We start from the raw sequence: 14,486 nt of genomic DNA, 5'->3' as shown, positions 1-14,486 counted from the left end.
TTTCCCATGTGGGAGCGAGCCTGCTCGCGAAGAGGGTGTGTCAGTCACCGTTGATGCTGACTGACCCAGCGCTTTCGCGAGCAGGCTCGCTCCCACATTGGGTTTTGTGTTGAGGCATAAAAAAAGCGGCGCCCTGACAGGCGCCGCTTTTTTGCATCTACGACTCAGAAATCCAGCACAACCCCGACATTCAGGCCCTGCTGCTTGAAGTCATCATCCTTGCGAAACGTATAACCCCCACGCAGCGCCAGATCTGCCGTCAGCTTGTGACTGACACCCAGGCTCAAGCGGTTCAGGTGACTTGCCGGTGTGTAGCCTTCAAGGGTGAAGTCATTGGCCGGCAGGGTGTTGAGGGCGATGTTGACCTTCTGCACGTCATCTTCGTACTCACGCTCGTGAGCGTATTCGCCATACACCTGGGTTTGCGCGGTGAAGTTGTACTTGCCTTGAATCCCCAGGCCCAAGCGTTTCGAATCGCGGCTCTGGTCATCGAAGGTCAGCGCGGTGGCGCGGTTGCTCTTTTCCGAGTAACCGTCGACATCGACACTGGCGTAATCGGCGCTGACAAACGGCGACAGATGCCATTGGCTGCCCGGTTGCGCAATGTCATAGCCCAGGCGGGTGCTGAACGCCCACAGACTGCCGTCGGTATCGCCTTTCTCCGCGCCCTCGCTGGCGCCGAGGTCGAACTTGCGCTTGAGGTTGTCGTAGTCGAGTTTGCCGCCGGTCAGCGCCGCGTCGGCCCACCAGCGGTTCTGCTGGAACTGGGCGAACGCGGTGGCCATGTAGCTGTTGAGTTTGTAGTCGGAATCGTTGTGCCCGGCCTCGAGATTCTGCCGGTACAAACCGGCCGCCACGCCCACGCGCCAGGCCTCATTGAGGCGATAGCTGCCGCCGACGTTGAGGTTGTAACCGCTGCCATCGGCGCTGGCGCCGCTGCTTTGGCTGTCGACATCCAGACGCTGTCCGCCGGCGGAGACAATCGCACGCCATTGGCCGACCGCTTGCCAGTTCTCCCAGTCCGCCTGCCATTGATTGCGCAATTCATCCTGATGCGCGCGCACGGTGCCGTGGGCCATTTCCGGTAGCAGGCTCAATTCCCATGGCGCAGCCAACAGCGAATAGGCGTAATCGGCGATCAGTTTTTGCCCGGATTCGGTCGGGTGTACGCCATCGTTGTAGATCAGTTTGGTCGGATCCGGCGTGGCGCTGTTGATCCCGTAACGGGCGTTTTCCGTGCAGCTATTGCCACTGAAGCAGGTCGCGGTGAGGTTCTGGTCGGTAGCCAGACCAAAGCGTCCGGGATCGGCGAAGACTTCCGAGAGCAGCACCGGAATGTTCAGCGGAATGACTTCGGCGTTGATGCCTTGCAGGCGCGTCACCAACTGACTGTTGAACTGGTTGGCGAGGGTGCTGCTGAACGCTTGCAGCGGCGTGCCGTTCAGAGCAGGTGTCAGGCCCACGTCGGGCAGCAGCCAGACCATCACGTATTTGGCGCCGGCGGTCTGCAGGGTTTGCACGCTATCGGCCAGTCGATCGGCTGCGGCGTTGGCCTGGGGCAGGCTGAGAATGCGGCCCTGGAGGAAATCGTTGCCGCCACCGGAAATGTAATACAGCGCGTTCGGGTCGGCGCGAAAGCCGTTCGACGGCAGGTAACCCGCGCGGGTGCGTTCGCCGGTGGCCGATTGTGTAGTGATCGAATCGAGAATCTGGTCGGTGCGATAGCCACCGACTGCCCAGTTGTTGCCGTCGGGCTGGCCGTTTTCCGCGCGCACCGCGGAGCTGGAAGAGGCTGTCTGGTCGGGCGAAAAGCCCAGGCGGCCGCCGAGCAACTGGGTGGAATTCAATGAAAAAACTTCGCCGCTGCCATCCTGATACACCGGCCCGGTACGGTTGGTGTAACGCTCGGTGGAGCCCGCCGGGCCGCCCGTGTCGGCGAAGGTGCCGGCATCGTTGAGGCTGTCACCGAAGACGATGAAACTGGAATAAGGATTGGGCGCTGCATTGGCCTGGGCGCAAGCGAGTGCGAGCAAGCAGCTGGCCAGCGGTACAAACAACGTCTGTCTGATCATGAGCAAGTCCGTTTATTTATTGTTGTAGGTGAACGAAACGACAGTACCAAAAACTTTCGGCATTTTGCCATCGGTCGCGAATCCCTCTGCCGTTTTATAACCCGCAGGCCCCGCCATATTGCACGCTCCGCCCAGCTAAGTTACTGTGCCGGAACGTATGAACGAGACCTTCCCCGTGTTGATCACCAGCAAACTCCTGGATCAAGTCATCAAGGCACACGCCCGCTGGCGTTGGCGCGCCTGAATCTTTTCTGCCGGCTCCGCCGGATCTGTATCGCTTTGCCTTCCTTGTCTGTTTGAAATGCCGCTGTGCTGGCGCCCTCTGCGCGTCCGACATCGCGCAGCGCCCTGCGGGCAAGTCATCTGAAGGCTGTCATCAAGTCAGAATTCAAGAGGTTCGAAACGCCATGTTGCTGATGATCGACAACTACGACTCCTTTACCTACAACGTTGTGCAATACCTCGGCGAGCTGGGTGCCGAGGTCAAAGTGGTGCGCAACGACGAACTGACCATCGCCGAAATCGAAGCGCTGAATCCCGAGCGCATCGTGGTTTCCCCCGGGCCGTGCACGCCCACCGAGGCGGGCGTTTCCATCGACGCGATCAAGCACTTTGCCGGCAAGCTGCCGATCCTCGGCGTTTGCCTCGGCCACCAGTCCATCGGCCAGGCCTTCGGCGGTGATGTGGTGCGTGCCCGCCAAGTCATGCACGGTAAGACTAGCCCGGTATTCCACGAGGACAAGGGCGTGTTCGCCGGCCTCAATCATCCGCTCACTGTTACCCGTTACCACTCGCTGATCGTCAAGCACGAAAGCCTGCCCGATTGCCTCGAGCTGACCGCGTGGACCCAGCACGATGACGGCTCGGTCGACGAGATCATGGGCCTGCGTCACAAGACCCTGAACATCGAGGGCGTACAGTTCCACCCCGAGTCGATCCTCACCGAGCAGGGTCATGAACTGTTTGCCAATTTCCTCAAACAAACCGGCGGCACGCGCTAAGGACTTCCCATGAATATCAAGACAGCCCTCAGCCGTATCGTCGAACACCTCGACCTCAGCACCGATGAAATGCGCGATGTGATGCGCGAGATCATGACCGGCCAGTGCACCGAAGCGCAGATCGGCGCGTTCATGATGGCCATGCGCATGAAGAGCGAAAGCATTGACGAAATCGTCGGCGCCGTTTCGGTAATGCGTGAGCTTGCCGATCAGGTCGAGCTGAAAACCCTCGACGGCGTCGTCGATGTGGTTGGCACCGGCGGTGACGGTGCGAATATCTTCAACGTATCGACCGCGTCTTCCTTTGTTGTCGCAGCCGCCGGTTGCACCGTCGCCAAGCACGGCAACCGCGCGGTGTCCGGCAAGAGCGGCAGTGCCGATCTGCTGGAAGCTGCCGGCATTTATCTGAACCTGACCCCAGTGCAGGTCGCGCGCTGCATCGACAACGTCGGCATCGGTTTCATGTTCGCCCAGACTCACCACAAAGCGATGAAGTACGCCGCCGGCCCGCGCCGCGAACTCGGCCTGCGCACGCTGTTCAACATGCTCGGCCCGCTTACGAATCCGGCCGGTGTGAAACATCAGGTCGTCGGCGTATTCACTCAGGCGCTGTGCCGGCCATTGGCCGAAGTCTTGCAAAGACTGGGCAGCAAACACGTTCTGGTCGTGCATTCGAAGGACGGCCTGGACGAATTCAGCCTCGCCGCGCCGACTTTTGTTGCCGAGTTGAAGAACAACGAAATCACTGAGTATTGGGTCGAACCGGAAGACCTCGGCATGAAGAGCCAGAGCCTGCACGGCCTGTCGGTTGAAGGCCCGGAAGCGTCGCTGGCGCTGATCCGCGATGCCCTCGGCAAGCGCAAAACCGAAAACGGCCAGAAAGCTGCCGAGATGATTGTGCTCAATGCCGGTGCGGCGCTGTATGCCGCCGACCTCGCAAGCAGTCTGAAACAAGGTGTGGAGCTGGCGCACGACGCGCTGCACACCGGCCTCGCTCGGGAAAAACTCGAGGAGCTGGGTGCCTTTACCGCGGTATTCAAAGTGGAGAATGAAGGATGAGTGTACCGACGGTTCTGGAAAACATTCTGGCGCGCAAGGTTGAGGAAGTCGCCGAGCGCAGCGCTCGGGTCAGCCTGAGCGAGCTGGAAAGTCTGGCCAAGGCGGCCGATGCACCCCGTGGTTTTGCCCAGGCGTTGCTGGCGCAAGCGAAGAAGAAACAACCGGCCGTGATTGCCGAAATCAAAAAGGCTTCGCCGAGCAAAGGCGTGATCCGCGAAGACTTCGTCCCGGCAGACATTGCCAAGAGCTACGAAAAGGGTGGGGCCACCTGTCTGTCGGTGCTGACCGATATCGACTACTTCCAGGGCGCCGATGCCTACCTGCAACAGGCGCGCGCCGCCTGCAAATTGCCGGTGATCCGCAAGGATTTCATGATCGATCCGTACCAGATCGTTGAAGCTCGCGCGCTTGGCGCCGATTGCGTGCTGTTGATCGTCTCCGCACTGGACGACGTGAAAATGGCCGAGCTGGCCGCCGTGGCCAAAGGCGTCGGTCTCGACGTGTTGGTGGAAGTGCACGACGGTGACGAACTGGAGCGCGCGTTGAAAACCCTCGACACGCCGCTGGTCGGGGTCAACAACCGCAACCTGCACACATTCGACGTCAGCCTGGAAACCACCCTCGACCTGCTGCCGCGCATCCCGCGCGATCGCCTGGTGATCACCGAAAGCGGCATCCTCAATCGGGCCGACGTCGAGCTGATGGAAATCAGCGATGTGTACTCGTTCCTGGTCGGCGAAGCGTTCATGCGCGCGGAAAATCCAGGCATTGAATTGCAGCGCCTGTTCTTTCCGGAGCGTGGTGTGCCGATCAGTGGTTCGACCCTCGACTGACCGAGTCGACCTCATTCGCGAGCAGGCTCGGTCCCACAGGGAAATGCATTCCAGTGTGGGAGCGAGCCTGCTCGCGAAGAGGCGCTAAATTCCGCTAAAGAGATTCAATCTGCCGGAGCTCACCATGTCGTTGCCAACCCCGCTGACCATCGAATCCGGCCTGCAAGCCGAACAGGACTTGCTGGCCTCGGTCTGCGCCGGCGACGCCGAATTCGGCCTGCTGTTCTGGCAACCCACCGATCGCGCGCTGGTCATGCCGCGCCGCCTCAACCGTCTCCCGCATTTCGACCACGCCTGCGAAGTTTCCGCTGCTGCTGGCTGGCCGGTGCTGTTGCGTGAAACCGGCGGTGAGCCCGTCCCGCAATCCGCTGCGACCGTCAACATTGCCTTGGTATATGCCCCGCCTCGCAGCGAAGGCGATCTGAACCGCATCGAAACCGGCTACCGCCGCCTGTGCGATCCGATCTGTCAGTTGCTGGATGAGTTGGGTGGCACCTCGTCGGTCGGGGAAATCGACGGCGCATTCTGCGACGGCCGTTTCAACGTCAATCTCGACGGTCGCAAGATGGTCGGTACCGCCCAGCGCTGGCGCCAGAGTCAGGGAGGCCAGCGTCCGGTTGGCCTGGTGCATGGTGCGATGCTGATGGATGACGAGCGCGAAGCGATGGTTGCTGCGGTCAATCGCTTCAATGAAGCCTGCGGCCTGGAGCAGCGGGTGAGGGCGCAAAGCCACATTGCCCTGTATGAGAAATTCAACGCGCCACAGGCATTGGCGCGTCTCGATGAATTGTTTCGTTTGATGCTGGCGCAGATTTACGTCTAGCGCGTGCCGAAGACCACCATGGTCTTGCCTTTCACATCGACCAGGTTGCGTTCTTCCAGATCCTTGAGCACGCGGCCGACCATCTCTCGAGAACAGCCGACGATACGACCGATCTCCTGGCGGGTGACCTTGATCTGCATGCCGTCCGGGTGAGTCATGGCGTCCGGTTGTTTGCACAACTCCAGCAGGCAGCGGGCGACTCGGCCAGTGACATCGAAAAACGCCAGGTCGCCGACTTTGCGCGTGGTGTTACGCAGGCGTTGTGCGATTTGTCCGCTGAGGGCGTAAAGAATGTCTGGATCCTGCTGCGACAGTTCGCGGAACTTGGCGTAGCTGATTTCGGCGGTTTCGCATTCAACTTTGGCACGCACCCAGGCGCTGCGTTCCTGCTCCTGACCTGCCTGCTCGAACAGACCCAGTTCGCCGAAGAAATCCCCGGCGTTCAGGTAAGCGATGATCATCTCGCGACCATCGTCGTCTTCGATGAGGATGGTGACCGAGCCTTTGATGATGAAAAACAGCGTGTCCGAGCGATCCCCGGCGCAGATGATATTGCTCTTGGCCGCATGACGCCGGCGCTGGCAATGCATCAACAGCTTGTCGATGTTCTTGATTTTGGGTGTGGGGGTAATAGCAACCATGGTTGTATCCCGAAAAGACTGCACGGTGATGTTTGAGTTTTTATGAGGCGCTGAAGGCGGTCGCTACAGGGCTGACGAATTGGCGCCAGCGAATTGGCGCCAGCTTACCAGACACTTCGTCGAAAATTCGAGAAATTACCTACAGCCAGAAAGCATCCGTCCTAGGACGTCGTTCCTGTCGGGACAAAGTGCTGTGCTAAGCTGGCGACCCTTTTTTTACAGTGGAGTCTGGGCGATGAAGGCACGCATCCAATGGGCTGGCGAAGCCATGTTCCTCGGCGAATCCGGCAGCGGTCATGTCGTGGTAATGGACGGCCCGCCAGATGCCGGTGGCCGTAACCTCGGGGTTCGCCCGATGGAAATGCTCTTGCTGGGTGTCGGCGGTTGCAGCAACTTCGACGTGGTCAGCATCCTGAAGAAGTCGCGCCAGGCTGTTGAAAGCTGTGAAGCCTTCCTTGATGCCGAGCGTGCGACTGAAGATCCCAAGGTGTTTACCAAGATCCACATGCACTTCGTGGTCAAGGGCCGGGGCCTGAAGGAAGCTCAGGTCAAGCGCGCCATCGAGCTGTCGGCCGAGAAGTATTGCTCGGCGTCGATCATGCTCGGCGCGGCTGGCGTGGCAATCACCCACGATTATGAAATCGTCGAACTCGGCTGAACCGACATTCAACTATCATAAAAGCAGTGCAGACTCTGGCGATCCCCCGCTGACGTCTGCATAATGCGCCACTTTTTTCAGGGCAGTGATCGGTCAGCCGACGGGTCATCCGCCTGAACAGATAACCAAAATCGCCATCGCGAAGAGGTGTTAACCGTCCTACGCAGGTGCGTTGTTCGCACTTGACGGGCATGCTTGATCACGCGGCCGCGCCGCATACATAGAGAGTTTTTAACGGTGAAAAGCAAACTCAAGCTCCACGGGTTCAATAACCTGACAAAGACCTTGAGCTTCAACATCTATGACATCTGCTACGCGGAAACCCCGCAAGACCAGCAGGCTTACGTTGAGTACATCAATCAAGAGTACAACGCGAAACGCCTGACGCAGATTCTCACAGAAGTTGTCGAGATCATTGGTGCCAACATCCTGAACATCGCCAGTCAGGACTATGAACCCCAGGGCGCCAGCGTCACGATTCTGATTTCGGAAGAGCCGGTAACCCCGACTGACAGCCAGATCGAAGAATCGCCGGGCCCGTTGCCCGAAATTATTCTGGCCCACCTCGACAAGAGCCACATCACGGTGCACACCTATCCGGAAATCCATCCGGACGACGGTATTGCAACGTTCCGTGTGGATATCGACGTGTCGACCTGTGGTGTCATTTCACCGCTCAAAGCGCTCAACTTCCTCATTCACCAGTTCGATTCGGACATCGTGACCGTGGATTACCGTGTGCGCGGTTTCACCCGTGACGTTGAAGGCAACAAGCACTTCATCGACCACGAGATCAACTCGATCCAGAACTACCTCTCCGAAGACACCCGCGACGCGTACCAGATGACCGACGTGAACGTGTACCAGGAAAACCTGTTCCACACCAAAATGCTGCTGAAGAACTTCGAACTGGACAACTACCTGTTCGGCGACGCCACCAGCAACCTCTCGCCCGAGCAACGTGCCCAGGTGACCGACCGTGTGAAACACGAAATGCTGGAAATCTTCTACGCGCGCAATATGCCGACCTAAGATTCCCGGAAACAAAAAAGGCGACCTCCTGGTCGCCTTTTTCATGCTTCAGACAAAACCCCCTGTGGGAGCTGGCTTGCCAGCGATAGGGCAATGTCGGGCGATACATATCTCAGATCCGATAAGTACTCTTGGTCATCACCTTGGCCAACAAGCTCATCCCGAACTTGACCGGCGCCGGAAAACGAAACCCGCCCGCATCCAGGGCACTTTCCGCATGGTGTTCTTCATCGATGCGCATCTGCTCAAGAATCGCCCGGGACTTCTCGTCCTCGGCCGGCAATTGCTCCAGATGTTCGTTCAAGTGTTTGCAGACCTGATGCTCGGTCGCCGCAACGAAACCAAGGCTAACCTTGTCGCTGATCAGTCCGGCGACCGCGCCGATACCGAACGACATGCCGTAAAACAGTGGATTCAGCACGCTGGTGTGGCTGCCCAACTGATGGATGCGCTGCTCACACCAGACCAGATGATCGATCTCTTCTTCAGCCGCGTGCTCCATGGCCGCGCGTACCTGCGGCAACTTGGCGGTCAGCGCTTGCCCCTGATACAGCGCCTGAGCGCAGACTTCGCCAGTGTGGTTGATACGCATCAGGCCGGCGACGTGGCGAGTGTCTTCATCGCTCATCTGCGTATCCGGTTGCAGAATCGCCGGCGACGGGCGGTACGGCTGACCACTGGAGGGCAACAGCGTGCGCATCGCGGCATCGGCTTGCAGCAGCAGACGGTCTATGGGCGAGTAGTGACGTTGGGTAGTCATGCTGACCTCCGGGAAGAATCTCGGCGGCCAGTTTAACCGAATCGGCCGGCGAGGGTTTGCGCTGGGTCACTTCCTGCGCGGTCAGGCTTTTTTGTGGGAGCGAGCCTGCTCGCGAAAGCGGATTATCGGATACTGAAGTGTTGAATGTATCGGCGCCTTCGCGAGCAGGCTCGCTCCCACAGTTGTTGTCGCCAATCAGCCCGGCGGCCAGTTCATCTGGCGCTGACCCAGCACGTGCATATGAATGTGATAGACAGTCTGCCCACCAAGTTCATTGCAGTTCATCACCACGCGGAAGCCCTCTTCGCAACCCAGTTCCAGCGCCAGACGCTGCGCGGTGAACAGGATGTGCCCGGCCAGCGCCTTGTCGTCTTCGGTCAGGTCGTTGAGCGTGCGCACCGGTTTTTTCGGGATTACCAGAAAGTGCACCGGAGCCTGGGGGGCGATGTCGTGGAAGGCCAGAACCTGGTCGTCCTCGTAAATGATCTTCGCCGGGATTTCCCGGTTGATGATCTTGGTGAACAGAGTATCCACTGCTGTTTCTCCGTTGAGTTGGGCTGAATCGAGTGTACCGCTTCGAAGTTGTCTTCCTAGCGGGGGCAGTAAGCTTTGTTGATCATGCCGACGATGGTGCGATTGAGCCAGCGCGAACCCAGCCGCGGCAGGAACGCCAGCCAGCGATTGCGTCGTCCCGGAATGATGATGGCGCGGTTTTTATCCAGTGCGCGTACGGCATGCAGTGCCACTTCTTCCGGACTCATCAGCGAGTGGCTGCTTTCGATCTTTTCGCTACTCATCTGTGCGGTTCGGAAGAACGGTGTGCGCGTCGGGCCGGGGCACAGCACCGAAACTTTCACGCCGCTTTGTTTGAGCTCCACGCGCAAGGCTTCGGAAAAATGCAGCACATACGCTTTGCTGGCGTAGTACGTGCTCATCCACGGGCCAGGACTGTAGGCGGCGACCGACGCGACGTTGAGAATCTGCCCGCCACCCAGCAGCGCCATGCTGTTACCCACCGCATGGCAGAGGCGGGTGAGGGCGAGGATATTGACCTCGATGAGGTCCTGCTCAGTCATCCAGTCCTGCGCGAGGAACGGCCCGCAAGTGCCGATGCCGGCGCAGTTGACCAGCAGATCGATCTGCCGGTCGCCTTCTTCCAGCTCCAGCAAAAAGCCCGACAGGCGCAACGGTTCGCCGAGATCGCAGGCACGAAACAATACTTCGACATCGAAGCGCTGGGTCAGCTCGATGGCGATACTTTCCAGCTGATCACGCTGCCGTGCCACCAGAATCAGGCTGCGGCCGCGCCGGGCCAGTGCTTCGGCCATGGCCAGGCCGATGCCGCTGGAAGCACCGGTGATCAGAGCGTAACGGGTCATGCAGTTCTCCATCGCAACAGCTCCGCGCCGGCGACGCGATTGTCGCGGCAGGGAGCGCTGTTCATTCTTGCGCAGAGTCTACAGGGGCCTGCGCCGGTTCGGCTGCCTCGTCGGCGGAAATCACTGGCGGTTCGACGACCTCAACTTCGTCGGTGGTCACCGCGCCGCTGTCATAGCTGCTCTCCAGATTGCTTTCATATTCTTCCTGCACAGCCGAGAAGCCGCCAAGAAGGCCTCCGGCAAAAATCAGTGCGAAGAATACGATCCATAACGAGCACAGCACTTTGACGGCCGTGCTGTTCGGCGGTGGTGGCGGGCCATAGCGGTTGGCGCCGGCATTGCCGGGTACGACCATCATCACCAGCGGGAAAAAACTGCCGACGAACGGCACCAGATTCAACAACCACAGCCAGCCCGACCAGCCGATATCGTGCAGGCGCTGAACGCTGAACAGAATGCTGACGATCATGAAGCCGAGGAACAGGAAGACCGCCAGAATGCCGCCGAGGATCAGGCCTGTGGTTGAATCGCCACTGACCAGACCCAAGGCAATCAAGGCAAACACACCGACGATGGGCAGGGTCACCAGGCTCAGGACCATGGTCCAGGCGAGAAAGCGCAGGCGACCGATCCGGCCTTCGACGCTGAATGGCTTGAGCGTGGCGAATGGCGGCAGAGCTTCACCGACATTGGCGCGCGGTGGGGCGTAAGGCGAGTCCGGTTCCGCCACCGCTGCAGGGTTATCGTGGACATCCGCCAGATTCAGCTCGATGGCGGTTTCCGCTTCGATCCGCGCATCGATCCCGGTTTTGTTCAATGCCTGCAGATACGTCTGGGCATCGCTGTGGGACAGATCACGTTTGAGGGCGATGGTGCGGCCATTGAACAGGCGCTCGATGGCGGCCACATCGCTTTTGAACAGATCCGCCAGATTCAGTTTGGCGGTGGTGAGGTCGACGCCGGGCTGCAGCGCGCCGTCGAAGACGATCTTGTAACGGGTGTCGCTCATGGCCGAGGCATCCTTGTCGCGATTGGGTTTGCAGTAGTCAGTTCAAGGCCAGTCTGACAGCGACTGGCCGGGGGTATTGCTCAGCGCGGCCAGCGTTCCGGCAGCTGTGCGGCGCGCGCCTGAGCCTGACGATATTCTGCGTCGAGCCGCGCAATCAACTGATCCACGCTTGGCAGGTCACCAATCTGGCCAACACCCTGGCCCGCCGACCACACGGTCTTCCAGGCTTTGGCTTCATCGTTGATCGGCTTTAGCTTGTCGCCGAAGTTCACCTCGCCCTTACCTTGCAGTGCCGCCATGTCGAAACCGGCCGCCTCCAGGCTCTGGCGCATGAAACTGGCCGGCACTCCCGACACTGCTGGAGTATGAATGATGTCGGCAGCCTTGGCTGTCAGCAGCATGTCTTTGTAGGCGTCAGGCGCGTGACTTTCTGTGGTGCCGATAAATCGCGTACCGAAGTAGGCCAAATCCGCGCCGAGCAGTTGCGCGGCGAGAATCTCATGGCCGTGGTTCAGACATCCTGCAAGCAAGAGTGTCTTGTCGAAGAACTCACGGATCTCGGCAATCAGCGCAAACGGGCTCCAGGTACCAGCATGCCCGCCGGCACCGGCCGCGACGGCAATGAGCCCGTCGACACCGGCTTCAGCGGCTTTCTCGGCATGGCGCCGCGTGGTCACGTCGTGAAACACCAGACCGCCATAGCTGTGCACCGCGTCGACCAGTTCCTTCACCGCGCCGAGGCTGGTGATAACGATCGGCACCTTGTGCTCGACGCAAATGTCCAGATCCGCCTGAAGGCGCGGGTTGCTGTGGTGAACAATCAGGTTCACCGCATAAGGGGCCGGATTATCCAGCGTCGCCAGGCCCGCTTCGATCTGTTCCAGCCAAGCCTTGAACCCACTGCTTTCGCGTTGGTTCAGCGCCGGAAAGCTGCCGACCACACCATTGCGGCAGCAGGCGAGCACCAGTTCCGGATTGGAGATCAGGAACATCGGTGCCGCCACCACGGGCAGACGCAGACGTTGTTCGAGCAAAGCGGGCAGCGACATTGTGAACACCCCGAAGATTTTTATTGATTGAAGTTAGAACGGCTTGACCACGACCAGAATTACGATAGCCAGCAATATCAGAACCGGCACTTCATTGAACCAGCGATAAAAGACATGGCTGCGGGTGTTTTCGCCACGGGCAAAGCGTTTGACCTGCGCGCCGCACATGTGGTGGTAGCCGATCAGCAATACGACCAGGGTCAGTTTGGCGTGGATCCAGCCGCCCTGGCTGAAAAGGCTAGGGTTGAGGTAGATCAGCCAGCCACCGAAGATCAGCGTGGCGATCATCGCCGGGCCCATGATGCCGCGATACAGCTTGCGCTCCATGACGCTGAAGCGTTCCTGGCTGATCGTGTCTGCGCTTTGCGCGTGGTAAACGAACAGGCGCGGCAAGTAGAACAGTCCGGCAAACCAGCAGACGACGCTGACAATGTGAAACGCTTTGAGCCATAGATAGAGCATTTTTGGGTATTCCCTCATTCACGGTAGCCAGATAGTAGAGGCTTGAGCGTCCGCGCGTCACCTTGGCGGTTGTCGCAGGCGCGCGCGGCCCCTATTATCGACGGCTTTCCAGTGGGTTCGTTGAGGGCAGGTTTATGGTCAAGGTCGGTATCGTCGGCGGCACGGGTTACACCGGTGTCGAACTGCTGCGTCTGTTGGCACAGCATCCGCAGGCAGAAGTGGTCGTCATCACTTCCCGATCCGAGGCCGGTCTGGCCGTGGCTGACATGTACCCGAACCTGCGCGGTCACTATGACGGGCTGGCCTTCAGCGTGCCGGACGTGAAAACCCTTGGCGCCTGCGATGTGGTGTTTTTCGCCACGCCGCACGGTGTGGCTCACGCCTTGGCAGGCGAACTGCTGGCGGCGGGCACCAAGGTCATCGACCTGTCCGCCGACTTCCGTCTGCAAGACGCTGATGAATGGGCCAAGTGGTACGGCCAGCCGCACGGCGCGCCAGATCTGCTGGACGAAGCTGTTTACGGGTTGCCGGAAGTCAATCGCGAGCAGATCAAGAAAGCGCGCCTGATTGCGGTACCAGGTTGCTATCCGACCGCAACGCAATTGGGTTTCCTGCCATTGCTGGAAGCAGGTCTGGCTGACGCATCGCGTTTGATCGCCGACTGCAAATCCGGTGTCAGTGGTGCCGGGCGTGGCGCGGCTGTAGGTTCTTTGTACTCCGAGACGTCGGAAAGCATGAAGGCCTACGCGGTAAAAGGTCATCGCCACCTGCCGGAAATTCGCCAGGGCCTGCGTCGCGCGGCGGGCAAGGATGTCGGCCTGACCTTCGTACCGCACCTGACGCCGATGATTCGCGGTATTCACTCCACGCTCTATGCGACTGTGGTCGATCGCTCGGTGGATCTGCAGGCGCTGTTCGAAAAGCGCTACGCCAACGAACCGTTCGTCGATGTAATGCCAGCCGGCAGCCATCCGGAAACCCGTAGCGTGCGCGGCGCCAACGTGTGCCGCATCGCCGTGCATCGTCCACAGGATGGCGATCTGGTGGTGGTACTCTCGGTGATTGACAACCTGGTCAAGGGCGCGTCGGGCCAGGCGGTGCAGAACATGAACATTCTGTTCGGACTGGATGAGCGCTTCGGTCTGTCCCACGCCGGTATGCTTCCTTAACGGCCGTCACAGGTCAGGCGCCGCAAGCTTGAAGCTCACCGCTTGAAGCTTGCAGCTGCCTTTCTAATAGTTGACCAATTTTCTAGGACAAGCGGATAATGCGCGTCATCACGCATTATGGCGGCGTAACGCCGGGAGATAGTCAGCATGAGCGTCGAATCCTTCACCCCCACGGCTTTGCAATTCACCCAAGGTGCTGCGCACAAGGTGAAGAGCCTGGTCGATGAAGAGGGGAATGATCGCTTGAAGCTGCGCGTATTTGTTACGGGCGGCGGTTGTTCAGGGTTTCAATACGGTTTCACCTTCGATGAAGATGTTGCCGAGGACGACACCATTGTCGAGCGCGAAGGCGTGAGTCTGGTGGTTGATCCGATGAGTTTCCAGTACCTGGCCGGTGCGGAGGTGGACTACCAGGAAGGTCTGGAAGGTTCGCGCTTCGTGATCAAGAACCCGAACGCGACAACGACTTGTGGTTGCGGGTCGTCGTTCTCGATCTGACCGCGCTTTACAGCACACAACAAAACGCCGCAGAGCCTTTC

Annotated in this window: 16 protein-coding genes; 8 read left to right on the top strand and 8 right to left on the bottom strand. The window is 59.5% G+C overall.

The window, feature by feature from the left end; all coding sequences use genetic code 11:
• Positions 1-164: 164 nt before the first annotated feature.
• Positions 165-2,072, bottom strand: a complete 1,908-nt coding sequence (gene estP / locus NF676_RS24515) for an esterase EstP (protein ID WP_130887888.1) — start codon at positions 2,070-2,072, stop codon at positions 165-167.
• Positions 2,073-2,479: 407 nt separating this feature from the next.
• On the opposite strand from estP, the gene NF676_RS24510 reads away from it, so the two are divergent.
• From NF676_RS24510 to NF676_RS24495, 4 genes are all read left to right on the top strand, one after another.
• Complete coding sequence (locus NF676_RS24510) at positions 2,480-3,073, top strand: aminodeoxychorismate/anthranilate synthase component II (RefSeq protein WP_042610431.1); 594 nt, start codon at positions 2,480-2,482, stop codon at positions 3,071-3,073.
• Positions 3,074-3,082: 9 nt separating this feature from the next.
• Positions 3,083-4,132 (top strand): anthranilate phosphoribosyltransferase, encoded by a 1,050-nt coding sequence (gene trpD, locus NF676_RS24505; protein WP_041476682.1) that lies wholly within the window; start codon positions 3,083-3,085, stop codon positions 4,130-4,132.
• On the top strand, positions 4,129-4,965 hold the full coding sequence (gene trpC / locus NF676_RS24500; RefSeq protein WP_041476681.1) for an indole-3-glycerol phosphate synthase TrpC: 837 nt from the start codon (positions 4,129-4,131) through the stop codon (positions 4,963-4,965). The genes trpD and trpC overlap by 4 nt, the downstream gene beginning before the upstream one ends.
• Before the next feature lie 124 nt (positions 4,966-5,089).
• On the top strand, positions 5,090-5,788 hold the full coding sequence (locus tag NF676_RS24495) for a lipoate--protein ligase family protein (protein ID WP_252868379.1): 699 nt from the start codon (positions 5,090-5,092) through the stop codon (positions 5,786-5,788).
• Here the strand turns inward: NF676_RS24495 and crp are convergent.
• Entirely contained in the window at positions 5,785-6,429 is a 645-nt protein-coding gene (gene crp, locus NF676_RS24490; protein ID WP_041476679.1) for a cAMP-activated global transcriptional regulator CRP, read from the bottom strand. The genes NF676_RS24495 and crp overlap by 4 nt on opposite strands.
• A gap of 235 nt (positions 6,430-6,664) precedes the next feature.
• Here crp and NF676_RS24485 point away from each other — a divergent pair, with 235 nt between their 5' ends.
• Together NF676_RS24485 and speD are read left to right on the top strand one after the other, a co-directional pair.
• A complete protein-coding gene (locus NF676_RS24485; protein WP_016772921.1) occupies positions 6,665-7,087 on the top strand; it encodes an OsmC family protein in 423 nt (140 codons plus the stop codon).
• A gap of 237 nt (positions 7,088-7,324) precedes the next feature.
• Entirely contained in the window at positions 7,325-8,119 is a 795-nt protein-coding gene (speD, locus tag NF676_RS24480; protein WP_024014530.1) for an adenosylmethionine decarboxylase, read from the top strand.
• Between the two features lie 112 nt (positions 8,120-8,231).
• Here speD and coq7 read toward each other — a convergent pair whose 3' ends face one another.
• The 6 genes from coq7 to hemJ form a co-directional block, all read right to left on the bottom strand.
• The gene (gene coq7 / locus NF676_RS24475) at positions 8,232-8,879 is read right to left on the bottom strand and encodes a 2-polyprenyl-3-methyl-6-methoxy-1,4-benzoquinone monooxygenase (RefSeq protein WP_252886882.1); all 648 of its coding nucleotides are present in this window, start codon (positions 8,877-8,879) and stop codon (positions 8,232-8,234) included.
• Between the two features lie 195 nt (positions 8,880-9,074).
• Positions 9,075-9,413 carry a histidine triad nucleotide-binding protein gene (locus tag NF676_RS24470; RefSeq protein ID WP_017128660.1) on the bottom strand — a complete coding sequence of 113 codons (339 nt, stop codon included), beginning with the start codon at positions 9,411-9,413 and terminating at the stop codon, positions 9,075-9,077.
• A gap of 56 nt (positions 9,414-9,469) precedes the next feature.
• A complete protein-coding gene (locus tag NF676_RS24465; protein WP_041476677.1) occupies positions 9,470-10,258 on the bottom strand; it encodes an SDR family NAD(P)-dependent oxidoreductase in 789 nt (262 codons plus the stop codon).
• Between the two features lie 61 nt (positions 10,259-10,319).
• Complete coding sequence (locus tag NF676_RS24460; protein ID WP_252886881.1) at positions 10,320-11,267, bottom strand: DUF805 domain-containing protein; 948 nt, start codon at positions 11,265-11,267, stop codon at positions 10,320-10,322.
• A gap of 80 nt (positions 11,268-11,347) precedes the next feature.
• Entirely contained in the window at positions 11,348-12,316 is a 969-nt protein-coding gene (locus NF676_RS24455; RefSeq protein WP_056786714.1) for an NAD(P)H-dependent flavin oxidoreductase, read from the bottom strand.
• A gap of 33 nt (positions 12,317-12,349) precedes the next feature.
• Positions 12,350-12,778, bottom strand: a complete 429-nt coding sequence (gene hemJ / locus NF676_RS24450) for a protoporphyrinogen oxidase HemJ (RefSeq protein ID WP_039757756.1) — start codon at positions 12,776-12,778, stop codon at positions 12,350-12,352.
• A gap of 134 nt (positions 12,779-12,912) precedes the next feature.
• Between hemJ and argC the strand changes: the two genes are divergently transcribed.
• Together argC and erpA are read left to right on the top strand one after the other, a co-directional pair.
• Positions 12,913-13,947 carry an N-acetyl-gamma-glutamyl-phosphate reductase gene (gene argC, locus NF676_RS24445; protein WP_041476674.1) on the top strand — a complete coding sequence of 345 codons (1,035 nt, stop codon included), beginning with the start codon at positions 12,913-12,915 and terminating at the stop codon, positions 13,945-13,947.
• A gap of 147 nt (positions 13,948-14,094) precedes the next feature.
• Complete coding sequence (erpA, locus tag NF676_RS24440; RefSeq protein ID WP_003228776.1) at positions 14,095-14,445, top strand: iron-sulfur cluster insertion protein ErpA; 351 nt, start codon at positions 14,095-14,097, stop codon at positions 14,443-14,445.
• The last annotated feature ends 41 nt before the right edge of the window (positions 14,446-14,486 follow it).

This window comes from Pseudomonas siliginis, assembly GCF_024072275.1.
Classification (GTDB): Bacteria; Pseudomonadota; Gammaproteobacteria; order Pseudomonadales; family Pseudomonadaceae; genus Aquipseudomonas; species Aquipseudomonas siliginis.
The sequence above is the reverse complement of the archived record's forward strand: the minus strand, read 5'-3'. Positions and strand labels throughout refer to the sequence as shown.